The sequence below is a fragment of the Rhizobium sp. 007 genome (genome assembly GCF_015353075.1).
Classification (GTDB): domain Bacteria; phylum Pseudomonadota; class Alphaproteobacteria; order Rhizobiales; family Rhizobiaceae; genus Rhizobium.
On record NZ_CP064187.1, the window covers coordinates 2271802 to 2287915 of the forward strand.

18 protein-coding genes are annotated in these 16114 nt (G+C 59.5%); 13 read left to right on the plus strand and 5 right to left on the minus strand.

The genetic code is table 11. From position 1 onward, the window contains the following. The first annotated feature begins 47 nt into the window (after positions 1 to 47). From pgeF to ISN39_RS11470, 5 genes are all read left to right on the plus strand, one after another. On the plus strand, positions 48 to 842 hold the full coding sequence (pgeF, locus tag ISN39_RS11450; protein ID WP_194727574.1) for a peptidoglycan editing factor PgeF: 795 nt from the start codon (positions 48 to 50) through the stop codon (positions 840 to 842). Between the two features lie 4 nt (positions 843 to 846). After that, a complete protein-coding gene (locus tag ISN39_RS11455; protein ID WP_074069034.1) occupies positions 847 to 1998 on the plus strand; it encodes a Xaa-Pro peptidase family protein in 1152 nt (383 codons plus the stop codon). A 98-nt stretch (positions 1999 to 2096) separates the two neighbouring features. Next, a complete protein-coding gene (locus ISN39_RS11460) occupies positions 2097 to 2918 on the plus strand; it encodes a hypothetical protein (protein ID WP_194727575.1) in 822 nt (273 codons plus the stop codon). 105 nt (positions 2919 to 3023) lie between these two features. After that, positions 3024 to 3956, plus strand: a complete 933-nt coding sequence (locus tag ISN39_RS11465; protein WP_022714222.1) for a ribose-phosphate pyrophosphokinase — start codon at positions 3024 to 3026, stop codon at positions 3954 to 3956. 119 nt (positions 3957 to 4075) lie between these two features. Then, positions 4076 to 4552, plus strand: a complete 477-nt coding sequence (locus tag ISN39_RS11470) for a Kazal-type serine protease inhibitor (protein WP_246763332.1) — start codon at positions 4076 to 4078, stop codon at positions 4550 to 4552. A gap of 93 nt (positions 4553 to 4645) precedes the next feature. Here the strand turns inward: ISN39_RS11470 and ISN39_RS11475 are convergent, their stop codons facing one another. Beyond that, positions 4646 to 5122 (minus strand): 2'-5' RNA ligase family protein, encoded by a 477-nt coding sequence (locus tag ISN39_RS11475; RefSeq protein ID WP_348651955.1) that lies wholly within the window; start codon positions 5120 to 5122, stop codon positions 4646 to 4648. Positions 5123 to 5251: 129 nt separating this feature from the next. Continuing rightward, positions 5252 to 6721, minus strand: a complete 1470-nt coding sequence (locus tag ISN39_RS11480; protein ID WP_194727578.1) for a hypothetical protein — start codon at positions 6719 to 6721, stop codon at positions 5252 to 5254. 370 nt (positions 6722 to 7091) lie between these two features. Here ISN39_RS11480 and ISN39_RS11485 point away from each other — a divergent pair, with 370 nt between their 5' ends. The 5 genes from ISN39_RS11485 to ISN39_RS11505 all read left to right on the plus strand — a co-directional run bounded on the left by ISN39_RS11485 (position 7092) and on the right by ISN39_RS11505 (position 12256). Next, positions 7092 to 7706 (plus strand): 50S ribosomal protein L25/general stress protein Ctc, encoded by a 615-nt coding sequence (locus ISN39_RS11485; protein ID WP_074069038.1) that lies wholly within the window; start codon positions 7092 to 7094, stop codon positions 7704 to 7706. 185 nt (positions 7707 to 7891) lie between these two features. Next, positions 7892 to 10249 carry an EAL domain-containing protein gene (locus ISN39_RS11490; RefSeq protein ID WP_194727579.1) on the plus strand — a complete coding sequence of 786 codons (2358 nt, stop codon included), beginning with the start codon at positions 7892 to 7894 and terminating at the stop codon, positions 10247 to 10249. Positions 10250 to 10273: 24 nt separating this feature from the next. Further along, positions 10274 to 10993 (plus strand): ABC transporter substrate-binding protein, encoded by a 720-nt coding sequence (locus ISN39_RS11495; RefSeq protein WP_194727580.1) that lies wholly within the window; start codon positions 10274 to 10276, stop codon positions 10991 to 10993. A gap of 85 nt (positions 10994 to 11078) precedes the next feature. After that, on the plus strand, positions 11079 to 11795 hold the full coding sequence (gene pth, locus ISN39_RS11500) for an aminoacyl-tRNA hydrolase (RefSeq protein WP_194727581.1): 717 nt from the start codon (positions 11079 to 11081) through the stop codon (positions 11793 to 11795). Positions 11796 to 11800: 5 nt separating this feature from the next. Beyond that, positions 11801 to 12256, plus strand: a complete 456-nt coding sequence (locus ISN39_RS11505) for a GNAT family N-acetyltransferase (protein WP_194727582.1) — start codon at positions 11801 to 11803, stop codon at positions 12254 to 12256. Here the strand turns inward: ISN39_RS11505 and ISN39_RS11510 are convergent, their stop codons facing one another. Together ISN39_RS11510 and clpS are read right to left on the minus strand one after the other, a co-directional pair. After that, positions 12257 to 12640 carry a hypothetical protein gene (locus tag ISN39_RS11510; protein WP_194727583.1) on the minus strand — a complete coding sequence of 128 codons (384 nt, stop codon included), beginning with the start codon at positions 12638 to 12640 and terminating at the stop codon, positions 12257 to 12259. Positions 12641 to 12713: 73 nt separating this feature from the next. Beyond that, positions 12714 to 13025, minus strand: a complete 312-nt coding sequence (clpS, locus tag ISN39_RS11515) for an ATP-dependent Clp protease adapter ClpS (protein WP_074069044.1) — start codon at positions 13023 to 13025, stop codon at positions 12714 to 12716. A gap of 366 nt (positions 13026 to 13391) precedes the next feature. Between clpS and ychF the strand changes: the two genes are divergently transcribed. Genes ychF through ISN39_RS11530 form a run of 3 tightly spaced genes read left to right on the plus strand, consistent with a single transcriptional unit; the run spans position 13392 to position 15453 of the window. After that, the gene (ychF, locus tag ISN39_RS11520; RefSeq protein WP_194730163.1) at positions 13392 to 14495 is read left to right on the plus strand and encodes a redox-regulated ATPase YchF; all 1104 of its coding nucleotides are present in this window, start codon (positions 13392 to 13394) and stop codon (positions 14493 to 14495) included. A 32-nt stretch (positions 14496 to 14527) separates the two neighbouring features. Beyond that, a complete protein-coding gene (locus ISN39_RS11525) occupies positions 14528 to 14989 on the plus strand; it encodes a MaoC family dehydratase (protein WP_194727584.1) in 462 nt (153 codons plus the stop codon). Continuing rightward, positions 14986 to 15453 carry a MaoC family dehydratase gene (locus tag ISN39_RS11530; RefSeq protein ID WP_194727585.1) on the plus strand — a complete coding sequence of 156 codons (468 nt, stop codon included), beginning with the start codon at positions 14986 to 14988 and terminating at the stop codon, positions 15451 to 15453. The genes ISN39_RS11525 and ISN39_RS11530 overlap by 4 nt, the downstream gene beginning before the upstream one ends. Positions 15454 to 15462: 9 nt before the next feature. On the opposite strand, the gene ISN39_RS11535 is transcribed toward ISN39_RS11530, so the two are convergent. Then, positions 15463 to 16005 carry an adenine phosphoribosyltransferase gene (locus ISN39_RS11535; RefSeq protein ID WP_028739503.1) on the minus strand — a complete coding sequence of 181 codons (543 nt, stop codon included), beginning with the start codon at positions 16003 to 16005 and terminating at the stop codon, positions 15463 to 15465. Between the last annotated feature and the right edge of the window lie 109 nt (positions 16006 to 16114).

The following is a 16114-nucleotide window of genomic DNA, read 5'->3' on the forward strand; positions in this document are numbered from 1 at the left end:
GGCGGGCCGGCGGACAATGTCGCCGTTCAAACACCCCGGAATCACTGATGCAAGACGCGGCCTCTCCCGCACCGATCGAAAGCGCGCTGTTGAACGAAGCGGCCGGCGAAGCGATCCGCCACGGCTATTTCACACGGGCGGGCGGCGTCTCGGAAGGGCTCTATCGCGGCCTGAATGTCGGGCTTGGCTCGAACGACGACCGCGCAAAAGTGATGGAGAACCGCCGTCGCGTTGCCGCCTGGTTCAGCCAGCCCTTGGAAAGGCTCGCGACAGTCCATCAGGTTCATTCGCCAGATGCGGTCACCGTCGACAGCAGCTATGACGGTACGCACCCCGAAGCCGATGCGCTGGTCACGGCAACGCCTGGCATCGTCCTCGGCATTCTTGCTGCGGACTGCGGCCCGATCCTGTTCGCCGACCCGGAAAACCGGGTGATCGGCGCCGCACATGCCGGATGGAAAGGCGCACTGACCGGCGTCCTGGAAAACACCGTTGCAGCGATGGAAAGACTTGGAGCGAAGCGCCGGACCATCATCGCCTGCCTCGGCCCCTCGATCAGCCAGAAAAGCTATGAGGTCGGCCCGGAATTCGTCGAGCGCTTCGTCACACAGGATTCGTCTTACGAGCGCTATTTCATTCCTTCGAAGAAGTCGGGCCATGCGATGTTCGACCTTCCGGCGCTGACCATCGACCGGCTGCTGAAGGCGGGTGTGCGTGCCGAAAGCCTTGGCATTTGCACCTATCCGGACAGCGAGCGCTTTTTCTCGTACCGGCGCACCACACATAATAAGGAGCCGGACTACGGCCGCCAGATTTCAGCGATCAGCATCAGGGAGATTTGACCGAATGGCACTGCATTTCGAAAGAGCCGAATTCGCAAGCCGCCTCACGCGCCTTACCGACCAGATGCGCGCGGAAAAGCTCGATGCCGTCCTGCTCTTCGCGCAGGAAAGCATGTACTGGCTGACGGGCTACGACACGTTCGGCTACTGCTTCTTCCAGACGCTGGTGGTCAAGGCCGATGGCACGATGTCGCTGATTACCCGCTCTGCGGACCTTCGTCAGGCCAAGCACACGTCGATCCTCGAAGACATCCACATCTGGGTCGACCGCGTCAATGCCGATCCGACGCTCGACCTTAGGAACCTGCTGGTCGATATGGACCTGCTGGGCGCGCGCATCGGCGTCGAATACGACACCCACGGCATGACCGGGCGAATCGCCCGCCTGCTCGACGCCCAGCTTTCCACCTTCGGCCAGATCGTCGATGCCTCCTATCTCGTCAGCCGCTTGCGCCTCGTGAAAAGCCCAGCTGAGGTGGTCTATGTCGAGCGTGCCGCAGCCCTTGCAGACGATGCTCTGGATGCCGCAATCGGGCTGACCAAGTCCGGCGCCGACGAAGCGGACATCCTTGCCGCCATGCAGGGTGCGGTCTTTTCCGGTGGTGGAGACTACCCCGCCAACGAATACATCATCGGTTCCGGCACGGACGCTTTGCTCTGCCGCTACAAGGCCGGCCGCCGCAAGCTCGATGCAAACGACCAGCTTACGCTCGAATGGGCGGGCACCTATGCCCACTATCACGCAGCCATGATGCGCACGATCGTCATCGGCGAGCCGACGCACCGCCACCGCGAACTCTATAACGCCTGCCTGGAAAACCTGCAGGCGATCGAAACCGTGCTGAAACCGGGGCACACCTTCGGCGACGTCTTCGACATGCATGCGAAGATCATGGACGAGCGCGGGCTTGCCCGGCATCGGCTGAACGCCTGCGGCTATTCCCTGGGCGCCCGCTTCTCGCCGTCCTGGATGGAACATCAGATGTTCCATGTCGGCAATCCGCAGCCGATCGAGCCGAACATGTCGCTCTTCGTGCACATGATCATCGCCGATTCCGACACCGGAACGGCCATGACGCTTGGCCAGACCTACCTGACGACGACGGATGCGCCGCGGACGCTTTCCCGCCACTCGCTCGATTTCATCGGCGCATGACGGGCAATCACCGGCAAGAATCCGGAATTGACAGCGGACAGCCCCCGCCCCCATAAATTAGGCGGGCTGATGCGAATGAGGGAAGGACGACGACAGCGATGACGCGAGCTCAGACTGCGCCGATGCTCCTTGCCTGCCTGGCCGCGCTTTCCGCTTGCAACACCACCGATGCGCTGACGCCGCAAGTCGATATTGGCGACTCATCGTTTGGCCGCTCCTCACCCGTCACCCAGCGCGAAGTCGAGCGCATGGCAGGCTCAGAGCCTCCGCGGGCCTTTGCTGGCGAATCCAGGCAGGCCGGCTATCACCCGGCATACAACAATCAGACTTACAGATCCGGCCCCGGCGCGCCGCCGACGACAATGCAGGAGCAGGCCGACGCGCTTGCCCGGCGCGGACCCTCGCCCGCAGCTTCGCAGCCTGTCGAAGGCCGGACGCTTGACGAACCGGTTTCCAATGCGCAGGCGGAAGAAGAAGACATGGGCAATCTGGCCCCTGCCCGCCAGCAGAAACGGGTCGCAGCCATCGATCCTGCCGCCTCCTCCGCAATCGGTGGCAACACCGTTCGCTTCCTGCCGATTATCGGTGCTCCCGTCCAAGCGGTGACGCCGCTTTCCCGCCAGCTTGGAGCCGAGGCGCGCTCGCACGGTCTCTCGATCAAGAGTTCGAACGACACCAGCAGCGACTATATCCTGAAGGGTTACCTCTCGGCCTTTACCGACGAAGGCAACGTGACCGTCGTTTACGTCTGGGATATCCTCGACGGCAGCGGCGCCCGCCTGCACCGCATCCAGGGACAGGAAAAGGTGCCGTCCGCGGCACAGGATCCCTGGGTCGGCGTTCCTGCCTCCGTCATGCAGCAGATCGCCACGAAAACGATCACCGAGTTCAATTCCTGGCGGCAGACGCGCGACGGTTAGCAACAGGCTTTTTACAAATATCAAAGCCTGTGGCGCCTTTGCGCTTGCATTCGGAAGCAAGCTGGCTAAAAAGCGCGGCTATCAGCAGACAACAGGCGGGCCAAAATGAAGGTTTTCGCAGGCAATTCGAACCGGCATCTTGCCGAAGCGATCTGCACCTATCTCAATGTGCCCCTGGGCAAGGCCAGCGTCAGAAGATTTGCCGATCAGGAAATCTTCGTCGAAATCCAGGAAAACGTCCGCGGCGAAGACGTCTTCGTTGTCCAGTCGACCTCCTTTCCGACCAACGATCATCTGATGGAACTGCTGATCATGATCGATGCGATGCGCCGTTCGTCCGCGCGCCGCATCACGGCAGTTCTTCCCTATTTCGGCTATGCCCGCCAGGATCGCCGCGCCTCAGGGCGCACGCCGATCTCCGCGAAGCTGGTCGCCAACCTTATCACCGAGGCCGGTGCCGACCGCGTTCTGACGCTCGACCTGCATGCCGGCCAGATTCAGGGATTCTTCGACATCCCGACGGACAACCTCTACGCCGTTCCGGTTCTGACGCGCGATATCAAGGCCAATTACGACATCAGCAACGTCATGGTCGTTTCGCCGGACGTCGGCGGCGTCGTCCGCGCCCGTTCGCTTGCCAAACGCCTCGACTGTCTTCTGGCGATCGTGGACAAGCGCCGTGACCGCCCAGGTGAATCCGAAGTCATGAACATCATCGGCGACGTCGAAGGCAAGGATTGCCTGCTGATTGACGACATCGTCGATTCGGGCGGCACGCTTTGCAACGCCGCCGATGCGTTGCTGGCCCAAGGTGCGGCAAGCGTCACCGCCTACATCACGCACGGCGTTCTTTCCGGGGGCGCGGTCACCCGCATCACCTCGTCGAAGCTGCGCGAACTGGTGATCACCGACTCGATCCAGCCGACCACCGCCGTCCAATCGGCCCACAATATCCGCGTCATCACGACCGCAACCCTTATCGGCGAAGCGATCAACCGCACCAGCCAGGAAGAATCTGTTTCCAGTCTCTTCGACTGAGAGTTTTCCTCGTCGGCAAAAGATAGGCAAGGTTGTATTTTTCGTCTTCTTCGGCGGCCCGCTTTCGGCTAGTCTCACGCAAAGTGATTTGCATGGGAAGCCCTATGACGGCAATCAATATGAAATGTTCAGTCGGCTCGAAGCGCTTTGCGGTTCTCGCGCTTATTCCCCTGCTTTCCGCCTGCACGGTAGAGGTCGATCCCGGTCCATCGCGCCCGCCGCCCCGCCCGTGGCCGCCGCAGCAGCAAATGTGCACCATGGAATATGCGCCGGTCTGCGGCGAACGCGGCGGCCGGCTTCAAACCTTCGGAAATGCCTGCCAGGCCCGCAACAGCGGCTTCATGATCGTCGGCCGCGGCGAATGCCGCCGCGCACCGCCGCCCTTTGCGCGCCCCGAGCCGGATCGTCCCGGGGGCCCCGACTGGCCGGATCGCCAGGACAGACCTGACCGTCCAGAACGCCCGGGCGGCATCTGCACGCGCGAATATGCGCCGGTCTGCGGTCAGCGCGGCCGTCAGACACAGACCTTCCCGAACCCCTGCGAGGCAGGCAATGCAGGCTTCCGGATCATCAGCGGCGGCGAGTGCCGCTTCTGATCATCGGCCCGATACCGGTGATGATGTTGGCCCAAAGGACCGGCCGCCTAGCCCGACTGTGCCAAAGCGGTTTGGAAAGGCGACTGCATGCGGTCATGGTGTCAACTTGACTTCGCTCAAGACCTCGACTGGCACAAACTGCACAATATCCAACGCATCGAATGTCACGGAGAATTGTGCCTCTGTTTCGGATGCCCACTTGATGGCGGGCTCGAACATGGACCCGGGGATCTTCATTGCGATCGTGCAATGAGGCACCCAGCGATCGGGTCGATAGTGCTCACGACAGAGCGCTGGGTCTATTTCACGATGGACGGCCGCGTGAAGTTGCAGCAGCCGATCATTCGATACAGGACGCGCCCACAACACTAAGAATTCGTGTTGAAAATAGCGAATACCCGAAAAAGTCACGGGTATTGCCGATTGAGCGCCTAAAATTCTGGACAGCACATCGGTGGGCGCAAAATCCTCATACACCGCTAAGGTCACATGCGCAGGATAGTCTAGGGCCTTCATCGATGGAGCAGGTTCGAACGCCGACGCTTCCTGCCAAAGCTCGACTATCGGCAATGCGGTCTCGTTTAAGCATTTCAGACTTATCGCATGAGGCATGCGCGAAACGCCTCCAACGCCATTGTCGGCCACTTTTAGGCGCCCAGAGGGGCCGTGACAATCATTGTCGCCTGGCGCTCAGCAAAATCATTCCTGCTTATCCGGCCCCTTGAGCTGTTGGCCATTGACGGTCACCGTGCCATCGGGGCTGACCGTCACGTCCCAGCGCTGCCGGCCGTCCGGATCTGTCTTGGCGAAACCCTTGACCATCAGCATTCCGAAGGACGCCTGATTGAGCTCGGGATTGGTCTTGGCAAGCTCCTGAACCGCCGCGATGGTCTTGTCGTAGTCGCGCGCCAGAATGGAGGCCTGCAGCGCATAGTCGTCCTTGCCCGCATCGATGCGGCTCTCGACCTTTGCGGATATATCGATGTCGTAGACGCCGGACTTGGCGCTGACCTTCGAAAAGTCGATCACAAACCTGCCATCGCGGAAAAGCCGCTCCACGGCCTTCTTGCCCGCGTCCTCCCCGCCCTCCGGCGGTTTGGTGAGATCAAGTTTCATGAATTCATCACCGAATGCCGCAAAATCCATATCCGGAACGGCGAACTGCACATCGACTGCCTGAGGCAGAAAGGCGGAATAGGCGGCCGGAACCATCGGGCTGTCAAATGTGACGTCGGCAGCATTCAATGCAACGCCAAGCTGCGTTGCATTGCTCGGCCCATTTACAGCCAGGCGGTAGCCGAAGCTCTTGGCGCCGCCTCCGCCCGCAGCACTCGTCACTGCAAGATTGTTGAGGGTGATGGTTTCCTCGAGCGAAGAGATCAGCGGAAAAGCGTCGCGCAGCATACCCTTCAGCTTTTCCTCGCTCTCCTTGCTCATCTGCTTTTCCTCGGCATGGTCGACTGCGAAGACGACAATGTCCCTCAATTGCTTTGCCGGCAGGCTGTTGACCTTGGCGTCGAAATCGATGGTATCGGCAGTGATCTGGAGCGGCGGCATTTCCTTCCCGCTCACCTGCTCGGCAAACGCTGTCAAAGTGCCGTTCGCCGCAAAGTCCGTCCTGTCGGCGGAAGCGCCATCAGCGGAGGTAAGCTTGTATTTCATGCCGCCGAAGCTGGCATTGACCTGTTCGGTATCGGTCGCGGTCGTGACTTTGATATCCTTGGCGCTGAAATCGCCGGTGCGGAAATAGCTGATCGCCGGATCGAAGACCGAGGTATAGACCATTGAGGCGATGGAATAGGTGAAATCGGTGCGCTTCTGGTCCGGTCCCTTGAAATGTCCGGAAACGTTCAGGCTGTTGTCGCCTTCGACATTCCAGAGCCCGTTGTCCTGCGGCGTGGCGAACATCGAAATCGGTTTCAGGCCGTTGATCGCAAGATCGGCCGGGTTGACCTTGGAAAGCAGCTTGGCCAGGTCGTAGATGATCTCGTAGCGCGCACCGGCCGGATTGACGGCGACGACGCCGCTCTTGGCAATGTCTTCGGGCAGCAGGCTGTTGAGATGGTCGCGAATGGCGTTTGCACCATCGCGGTCGATTTCAGCCGCATGGCCCGCCGTCATCAATCCGAAAACAACGGCGCTCGTCGCCGTGATCAGCCTGTACCGCATGTATGTGCTCCTCCGCCTCGTCGATCGGCGGTCATGTGAGAATGTGCGCGGCCGGATGTCAACTCAGGCTTGCCGAAAAGGCAAGCCCTGGAGCTGCTGAATCGCAACATTTAGAAACCGAATTTGATACCGGTCCTGTCTCTATTGTATTACCGCGTAGGATTTATTTCGCAGTATCCTGGCACTGACCGGCAACCCGAGATATAGGGGCCGCGTCGCCTTGCGTTTCCGCTTCACTTATACTATAGCGCACGCGTCCGCGCAGACACCCTTGGAGGCAACGCGGATGAGGAAGGCCCAAACGCCCCTCCAGTCACCGGAAGGATGATACCGCACGGAGACTCTCCAAATAACCTCGAAAGGAATAGCCATGAGCCAGGAAACTTACGAGCTCAAGGCCGAGGCGCGCGAACGGGTTGGTAAGGGGTCCGCCCGTGAACTTCGCCGCAACGGTTTGATTCCAGCTGTCATCTATGGTGACAAGCAGGCCCCCATTTCTATCGCTCTCAGCACCAATGAGGTGACGAAGCGCATTCATGCCGGTAGTTTCATGACCACTGTTGCGACGATCGACGTCGGCGGCGAGAAGTACAAGGTTCTGCCGAAGGACTATCAGCTCGATCCGGTTCGCGACTTCACGATGCACGTGGATTTCCTCCGCGTCTCCGGCAACACGCAGGTCACCGTCGAAATCCCGGTTCACTTCATCAACGAAGAGAAGTCGCAGGTGAAGATCGGCGGCGTTTTGAACATCGTTCGCCACACAATCGAAGTTCATTGCCCGGCTGATGCGATCCCGGAATTCTTCGATATCGACCTCTCCGGCAGGAAGATCGGCGACAGCATCCATATCTCCGAAGTCACACTGCCGAAGGGCGTGACAACGGTCATCGACCGCGACTTCACGATCGCAACGATCGTTGCTCCGGCCGCTGGCGTTGAAGAAGAAGCTCCGGCTGAAGGCGAAGGCGAAGCGGAAGCATAATCCGCATACACCAATTCGTAATTATAAGGCCCGCTTTCCCCTGGAAGGCGGGCCTTATCAATTTTAACGCGAGCCCACTTCAGCAACATTTAACACATTCGTGAAAGCATTCCCCAAGCATTTCTACACTTGCCGCTCTTTGCCGCTATGGCCGCGAAGCGAGAGCCCGGGGAGAAAACGGAACCATGAACAATTCCGTTGAGAACAGATTTTTTGCGATTGTTTGCGGGGCGCTTCTCATATTTGTCGCTCCGCTTTTTGTATTGTTTCTCTTCCTTTCCTCCGAGCGCGCCGACAAGGAAATACGCGACCACATCTCCGTTCTTCTGGTTGCCAATTCCCAGGCGCTTGCAAAGCCGCTCTGGGATCTGGACGAAGACAGCGTAACGCAGATCAGCGCCACGATGGTTTCGCAGGGCGCGATCGTGAAGGTCGAGGTTCGCGATCAATCCAGTCAGCTCAACGTGACGCAATCGACCATCCCGAAATCCTTTGATGGCGAGCTCGTTCAGGTTTCCCGCGCAATCATCTACAACACGGTCGACGGTCCGAAGAACCTTGGCAGCATCGCGGTCTATTATCCGAAGCTTGGCCTCTTCTCCGGCCTGAAGCATGAAGAAGTCGTTTTCATATCGATCTTCATCTTCGCCGTGCTCACCGTCTTCGGCACCGCACTGATCGGCAACCGCCTCTTCGTCATCCAGCCACTCATGCGGCTTATCGCGGCCATAGAGGCCACCCGTCAGCTTGGATCGCGCCATCACGTCGATTGGCAGTCAAGCGATGAGATCGGCCGCCTTGCCCGCAGCTTCAACGAGATGCAAACGAAGCTGGAGAGCGAGGAGAAGGAACTGAAGCTCGCCCACCGCCTCGCAACCGATATCTATAACCTCACGCCCGCCATGCTCTTCTCGCTGGACAACGAGGATCGCATCATAGCGGTCAGCGACTATTGGCTGGTCGCAACGGGCTACGGCAGGGCGGAGGTGATCGGACGCAGATTTTCCGAACTCGTGACGTCCGATACCCGCGACGCGTTCCAAAACCGCAAGGAAGGTTTCGAGAACGGCGCGGCACTGGACGTAACCGTGAAGTTCCTCTGCGCAGGCGGCCGCATCATGGACGTGCTGATCCTGGAATCCAAGACAGCCACCGGACCAAACCAGCTCTCGCTGTCGGTCATGACCGACGTGACCGCACTGAAGGCCTCGGAAGACCGCAACCACCGCCAGGCGATCACCGACCATCTCACCGGCCTGCTGAACCGCCAAGGCTTCGAGACCGCCCTCGACGGCAAGATCGCCGAAGCCGACGCCGCTGGCCAGGAGCTTGCCTGCCTCTTCATCGATCTCGACCGCTTCAAGTGGATCAACGACAATATGGGCCATGCCGAAGGCGATCGCGCACTGCGCGAGCTCGTCGAGCGGCTCAACAAGCATCTCGCGCCCTCCGATCAGGCAGCGCGCCTTGGCGGTGACGAATTCGCTATTCTGCTTCCGGCCAAGGACGGCGAGAAGCGCGCCAGGGCGATGTGCGAGCAGATTGCCACCGTCTTCGAGGCGCCTTTCGGCCCCGACCTGCATCTGAGCGCCAGCATCGGCATCGCCATCTATCCGCGCCATGCGTCGAATGCAGCCGAACTGCTGCAGAAGTCGGATATGGCGATGTATTCGAAGAAGCGTGACGGCAAGAATGGCGCGCAGATATTCGACAACAGCATGCTGGACAGTGCAAGGACGCGCGCCGAGATCGAAAGCCACATCGAAAATGGCCTCGCCGAGGATTGGTTCGACGCCTATCTGCAGCCGATCGTTGGCCTTGACGATCACCGCATCGCCGGCTTCGAAGCGCTTCTGCGCCTCAATCACCCCCAGAAGGGCCTGATGCCGCCGGCTGGCATCATCCACGTCGCCGAGGAGACCGCCAAGATCGTCCGCGTCGGCAACGTCATCATGGAAAAGGCGATCGGGCATCTGGCGAATATCTCCCGGATCCCGGGCATGCAGGATACCTATCTCGCGATCAATTTCTCGCCGCTGCAGTTCGAAGTCACCCTGCCCTCCCGCCTCGCCGGGCTCGTCGGGCGGCACGGCATCCGTCCGGATCGAATTGTCGTCGAAATCACCGAAGCCGTTCTGATGCACGACAATCCGCAAATACGCATGGTGCTGACCGAACTGCGCCGTTTCGGCTGCCGCATCGCCCTTGACGATTTCGGCACCGGCTACTCGTCGCTGAGCTATCTCAACCGCTTCCCGGTCGACATCATTAAGGTCGACCAATCCTTCACCCGGTCGATCAACGACACGAATGATGACGTCCGCCACAAGAGCCGGATGCTCATCGAAGGCATCACCACGCTCTCGCACAAGATGGACTGCACCGTCATCGCGGAAGGCATCGAAACCGAAGAAGAATGCCGCACCCTACACCAGATGGGGCTTGACTACGGTCAGGGCTACCTCTTCCATCGTCCGCAGAATGCCTCGAAATTGATCGAGGACCTCACAGCCGTGGTAAACGAGGTCGCCCAAGCCTCGTGATCGGCGCATTGAAGGTGGAAATAGATGAAAAAGCTCCTGCTTCTTGCTTTTCTGACGCTTCCTTGTGCAGCGCCGGCACAGTCGCAGACCGTCAATTTCACGACTGAAGAATACGCGCCTTTCAACTATCGCGACGGGAAGGTGATCAAGGGCGCGACCGTCGAACAAGTCGAAAAGGTCATGGCCGATATCGGCGTCGACTATACCATGGAGATGCTGCCCTGGGCGCGAGCCTACAGCCTCGCGCAATCACAGCCCATGACCTGCGTTTTTGCCACGGCACACAATGCCCTGCGCGATCCCCTCTTCAAATGGATTGAGCCGCTGCTCGTCGATCGCAATATCTTGATCACACGGAAGGGATCGGGCGTCGTTGCGAATGACCTCGAGGCGTCCAAGAAATATACCGTCGGCACGCAGCGCGAAGATTATACTGAGATGGTGTTGAGGCAAAAGGGCTTTACCAAGCTCGATATCGCCACCGACTTCAATGCCACGCTTCGCAAGCTTCTCGGCGGCCGTATCGACATGATGCCCATTTCAGAGCTTTACTTCGAAAAGCTGAAGGCGGATCAGCCGGTGGAGGTGGTCACCATGCTCTCCTCACAGCCGATGGGTATCGCCTGTCACAAGGATTTTCCATCCGATCTTCAGGTGCGGATGCAGACCGCCCTCGACAAGCTGATCACCGACGGCACCCAGAAAGAGATTTTCCTGAAGTATGGGCTGCATCTCGGCAATTAGCGCCGCGCCGTGCCTTTGCGCTTGACTTCCTGCCCGTTTCGCGGTGGGGAAGCGGGCAGTAGGCATTCAAGAAACGGACTGGCCAATGCTGATCATCGCGGGTCTCGGCAATCCCGGGAGCAAATATGCCGGAAACCGTCACAATATCGGCTTCATGGCAGCCGACGCCATCCACCGGCGCCACGGCTTTTCCCCCTGGTCCAAGAAGTTCAAGGCGGAAATTTCGGAAGGCGAGCTTGGTGGCGAAAAGGTGCTGCTGATCAAGCCGCAAACCTACATGAACCTCTCCGGCGAAGCCGTCGGCGAAGCCATGCGTTTCTACAAGCTGCAGCCTTCCGATCTCGTCGCCATCTATGACGAGCTCGACCTGCCGCCCGGCAAGGCCCGGCTGAAGATCGGCGGCGGCAATGGCGGCCATAACGGAATCAGGTCGCTCGACGCCCATTGCGGCAAGGATTACCGGCGCCTGCGCCTCGGCATCGGTCACCCTGGCGTCAAGGAACTTGTGCAGCACCACGTCCTCGGCGATTTCGCCAAGGCCGACCAGGTCTGGCTGCAGCCGCTCCTGGAAACGCTTGCCGACAATGCCGACATGCTGGTGCGCAAGGAGGATTCGCAGCTGATGAACAAGCTGGCGCTCGCCGTCGGCGGCAAGGCGGAGGAGGACAAGCCGAAGCCCGAAAAGAAGCCGGCAGCGCAATCCCACATCCATCAGGCGCGAAATCACGCGCAGCCTAAGCTGCCTGCGACCGGCCCTATGGCCGAAATGCTGAAGAAGATGTTCGGCAACAAGGGCGAGTAAGCAAGATGCCGAAGCGAGATATCATGATCAAGCCCGCCGGGCCCGGCGACTTACAGGCGCTTCTCGAGCTCTATCGCCACCTCAATCCCGATGATCCAGCGATCGATCCCGCCTGGGCAAGCGACCGCTTCTCAACCATCCTCGCCCAACCGGGCATGACCATATTTGTCGCGCTGGCCGCCGATATGCCTGTTGCATCCGCTACGCTGATCATCACACCCAATCTCACGCGAAACGGTGCTTCATACGCTCTGGTCGAGAATGTCATCACGCACGCCGATCACCGCAGGAAGGGTTATGCCGGCGCGTTGATCCGTCATGCCTGCGCAACGGCCTGGGCGGAGAATTGCTATAAAGTGATGCTCCTTACCGGTTCAAAGAACCCCGCGACGCTGCGTTTCTACGAAAACTGCGGCTTCATGCGGGATAAGACCGGCTATCAGATCAGGCGCCCCGGCTGATCAAAGCAATTGCAGCTCTTGAAGGCGGTCGAGGAGGAGTTCCCAAAGTGCCTTGGCTCCGTCGTCGATCGCCGTTGCCATCAGGATCGAGGCATCCTCTACGAACAGCATCGTGCCAATGCCGGCAACGACGGCAATGGAGCAGGCAATGCGCAGGTTCTTGAGACTGTCGGGCCGATAGTAGCCGGCATCGTCATATTCCGTTCCGAAGAGCATGTCGGAAAGATCATATCCGTCCGAAATGGTCAGATCAATGATCGGCTTGTCCGAAAGCCTGTCCGGATAGACGTTGAACAGCGCACGGACGACATGGCCTATCGCACCGAAGATCGCAAAGAGCGCCGCGGCGACGAAATAATGCCAAGTAGCTGCCTCAGCATGCATGCGCGCCTCCGTCGTGGGCGCAATCTAGCGGCAATTGACGGATGGCGGCTTAAGAAGATTGGTTAAGAAACGCCTATTCTTCGGGTTCTGCCGTAAACATCAGCGGGAAGCCTGCCTCCTTGGCATAGTCCATCGCCTCCTTGACCTTGGTCTCGGCAATGTCCTTGGCGCAGACGACGACCACGCTGGAGCCCATTTTATGCGCCGTCATCATCACCCGGTATCCCGTCTCCTCGCTCATACGGAAAACGGCTTTGAGGATCATGACGACGAACTCGCGTGGCGTATAGTCGTCGTTGAAAAGAAGAACCTTGTAGAGCTTGGGCTTATCCAGCTTCAGCTTGACCTTCGTTTTCGGCTTTATGGCAACGTCGTTGTCACTCATCGGAAAATCCACCCGTTGATGACATGAGAGGTAGTTTCTAAACTAGACAAGCATTGTCGGTTAGGGAATTTCGACACTCACCTGTCGATTGCGAGCCCGGACTACAGCCTTGCGATCAGGGAAGAGCTCAAGTTCAAGCTCGTCGCCGGGTGTTTGACACCAAGATGGTCTAGGTCTCCTTGGGTGAAGGTCACCTGCCCTTGGTGAAATCCGCAATATTACGTCTCGAAATCTCCGCGTGCAGAAAATAGGCCAGCGTTTCCCGATCGGCAAGTGAGCAGCGGTAAAAGCGGCGGAAGACTTGACCGCATGGCTCCTTTATCCCATAGGCAAGGCAACGATTTCAGCGAATACGGACATCCAGTCATGGGCTTCAAATGCGGTATCGTCGGTCTGCCGAATGTCGGCAAGTCGACACTCTTCAACGCGCTCACCAAGACGGCAGCGGCGCAGGCGGCGAACTATCCCTTCTGTACCATCGAGCCGAACACCGGCGAAGTCGCCGTTCCAGATCCACGGATGCAGAAGCTCGCCTCGATCGCCAGCTCGAAGGAAATCATCCCAACCCGCATTTCCTTCGTCGATATCGCCGGTCTGGTGCGCGGCGCGTCCAAGGGCGAAGGCCTCGGCAACAAGTTCCTCGCCAACATCCGCGAAGTTGATGCCGTCGTGCATGTGCTGCGCTGCTTCGAGGATGACGACATCACCCATGTCGAAGGCCGCATCAATCCGGTCAGCGACGCCGAAACCATCGAAACCGAGCTGATGCTTGCCGACCTTGAAAGTCTCGAGCGCCGTGTCGAGCAAACCCGCAAACGCGCCGCCTCCAAGGACAAGGATTCGCTGACCCAGCTTCCCGTCATGGAAGCGGTGATCAAGCTCCTCAACGAAGGCAAGCCGGCTCGTCTATTGCTGAAGACGCTCGGCGCCGACGAAATCGAAGTCCTGAAGGGCCTGAACCTTCTGACTTCCCATCCGGTGCTCTACGTCTGCAACGTCGCGGAAGCCGAGGCAGCAACAGGCAACGAACATACCGAGGCTGTTGCCGAGATGGCGAAAGCCCAAGGCGCCGAATGCGTGATCATCTCGGCCGCGATCGAGTCCGAAGTGGCTCAACTGCCGGAAGAAGAAAGCAAGGAATTCCTCTCCGCACTTGGTCTCGAAGAAGCCGGCCTCGACCGCCTAATCCGTGCGGGCTATCACCTGCTCGACTTGATCACCTATTTCACCGTCGGCCCCAAAGAGACCCGCGCTTGGACGATCGTGCGCGGCACCAAGGCACCGGCCGCTGCCGGCGTCATCCACACGGATTTCGAACGCGGCTTCATCCGTGCCTTCACTATCGGCTATAACGACTACATCGCGCTGGGCGGCGAAACCGGTGCCAAGGACGCGGGCAAAGCCCGGGACGAAGGCAAGGAATACGTGGTTCAGGACGGCGACGTAATCCACTTCCGCTTCAATACCTGATCGGCCGCACGGCCGAGGGAGGACGAGGCCAGATGAAGCTAGTTTTTGAAGACTTCGAGCCGGGCCGCAGCTTTGCGCTAGGCCCGATCGCCGTGACGGCGCAGGAAATCATTGAGTTCGCAACCGAATTCGACCCGCAGCCGATGCATATGGACGAGATGGCCGGACGCGCCAGCATCCTTGGTGGGCTCGCGGCTTCCGGCTGGCATACTTCCGCGCTCTTCATGCGCATGATGGCCTATGGTTTTCTGCTGAATTCACATTCCCAGGGCGCACCCGGCATCGACGTGATGGAATGGAGGAAGCCCGTGCTTGCCGGCGACACGCTGTCCGGGCGTTCGACGGTGCTGGAGTCGCGCACCATGCGCTCGCGGCCGGGGATCGGCATCGCCCGCTTCAAGCATGAGGTCCAAAATCAGCACGGCGATCTGGTCTGCTATTGCGAAAACTGGATCATGTTCAGCATGCGCTACACAGCGGAGACAAACCCATGAGGATGGCGGAGCTTTATACGATCGGCGAAAAGGCCGCGATCGGCGGCTATACCTTTACCGAGGAGCGGATCATCCATTTCGCCACGCGCTTCGATCCGCAGCGCTTCCATGTTGATAAGGAAGCAGCCAGGAAGACGCTCTTCGGCAATCTCTGCGCCTCGGGCTGGCATACATGCGCCGCCTGGATGCGAACTTTCCTGGATTACTGGGAAAAGGAAACCGCGCGACTTGCCAGGGAGGGCGTCGCCCCGCCGAAGCTCGGCCCTTCGCCCGGCTTCCAGAAGTTGCAATGGCTGCGTCCGGTCTTCGTCGACGAGACGGTCAGCTATTCGGTGACCTTGCTTGCCAGCCGGCCTCTCACATCGCGGCCGGGCTGGTTCCTCAATTCGACCCTCAACGAAGGCGTCAACCAAGACGGCGCGCCTGTCATCCGCTTCGAGGGCAGCGTGCTCGAATTCGAGTAAAGCCGGGCTTCAGTGCCCGGCGAATTCGACCAGCGTGTGGACATTCACCCCGAGCTCATCGAGCTTCCTGCGGCCGCCGAGATCCGGCAGATCGATGACGAAGCACGCACCGACGACTTCCGCACCCATCTGGCGAAGTAGCTTCGTCGCGCCGACGGCCGTCCCTCCGGTTGCAATCAGATCGTCCACGAGAATGACCTTCTCGCCCGGCTGAACCGCATCCCGGTGCATCTCCATCTCGTCGACGCCATATTCCAGGCTGTAGGCGATCCGCACGGTATCATGCGGCAGCTTGCCCTTCTTGCGGATTGGCACAAAGCCGGCCGAAAGCTGATGCGCCACGGCGCCGCCGAGAATGAAGCCGCGCGCTTCCATGCCGGCGATCTTGTCGATCTTCAGGCCCGCATAGGGCTGCACCAGTTCATCCACAGCGCGGCGAAACGCCCGCGGATTGCCGAGCAGCGTCGTGATGTCGCGAAAGATAATGCCGGGCTTTGGATAGTCCGGGATGGAGCGGATGCTAACCGCAAGCTCCGAGGCAATATTGTTCATGGAAAGTCCGTCTGTCTGCGAGGGCATTTAGTCGGTTGCACCCTATCAACTGACTGACATGGAACCAACAAAAAAGGCGGCCCGAAAGCCGCCTTTTGCTGGTTGAGCT

Coding starts and splice junctions, on each gene's coding strand:
- pgeF (WP_194727574.1), top strand. CDS start 48: ATGCAAGACGCGGCCTCTCCCGCACCGATCGAAAGCGCGCTGTTGAAC.
- ISN39_RS11455 (WP_074069034.1), top strand. CDS start 847: ATGGCACTGCATTTCGAAAGAGCCGAATTCGCAAGCCGCCTCACGCGC.
- ISN39_RS11460 (WP_194727575.1), top strand. CDS start 2,097: ATGACGCGAGCTCAGACTGCGCCGATGCTCCTTGCCTGCCTGGCCGCG.
- ISN39_RS11465 (WP_022714222.1), top strand. CDS start 3,024: ATGAAGGTTTTCGCAGGCAATTCGAACCGGCATCTTGCCGAAGCGATC.
- ISN39_RS11470 (WP_246763332.1), top strand. CDS start 4,076: ATGAAATGTTCAGTCGGCTCGAAGCGCTTTGCGGTTCTCGCGCTTATT.
- ISN39_RS11480 (WP_194727578.1), bottom strand. CDS start 6,721: ATGCGGTACAGGCTGATCACGGCGACGAGCGCCGTTGTTTTCGGATTG.
- ISN39_RS11485 (WP_074069038.1), top strand. CDS start 7,092: ATGAGCCAGGAAACTTACGAGCTCAAGGCCGAGGCGCGCGAACGGGTT.
- ISN39_RS11490 (WP_194727579.1), top strand. CDS start 7,892: ATGAACAATTCCGTTGAGAACAGATTTTTTGCGATTGTTTGCGGGGCG.
- ISN39_RS11495 (WP_194727580.1), top strand. CDS start 10,274: ATGAAAAAGCTCCTGCTTCTTGCTTTTCTGACGCTTCCTTGTGCAGCG.
- pth (WP_194727581.1), top strand. CDS start 11,079: ATGCTGATCATCGCGGGTCTCGGCAATCCCGGGAGCAAATATGCCGGA.
- ISN39_RS11505 (WP_194727582.1), top strand. CDS start 11,801: ATGCCGAAGCGAGATATCATGATCAAGCCCGCCGGGCCCGGCGACTTA.
- ISN39_RS11510 (WP_194727583.1), bottom strand. CDS start 12,640: ATGCATGCTGAGGCAGCTACTTGGCATTATTTCGTCGCCGCGGCGCTC.
- clpS (WP_074069044.1), bottom strand. CDS start 13,025: ATGAGTGACAACGACGTTGCCATAAAGCCGAAAACGAAGGTCAAGCTG.
- ychF (WP_194730163.1), top strand. CDS start 13,392: ATGGGCTTCAAATGCGGTATCGTCGGTCTGCCGAATGTCGGCAAGTCG.
- ISN39_RS11525 (WP_194727584.1), top strand. CDS start 14,528: ATGAAGCTAGTTTTTGAAGACTTCGAGCCGGGCCGCAGCTTTGCGCTA.
- ISN39_RS11530 (WP_194727585.1), top strand. CDS start 14,986: ATGAGGATGGCGGAGCTTTATACGATCGGCGAAAAGGCCGCGATCGGC.
- ISN39_RS11535 (WP_028739503.1), bottom strand. CDS start 16,005: ATGAACAATATTGCCTCGGAGCTTGCGGTTAGCATCCGCTCCATCCCG.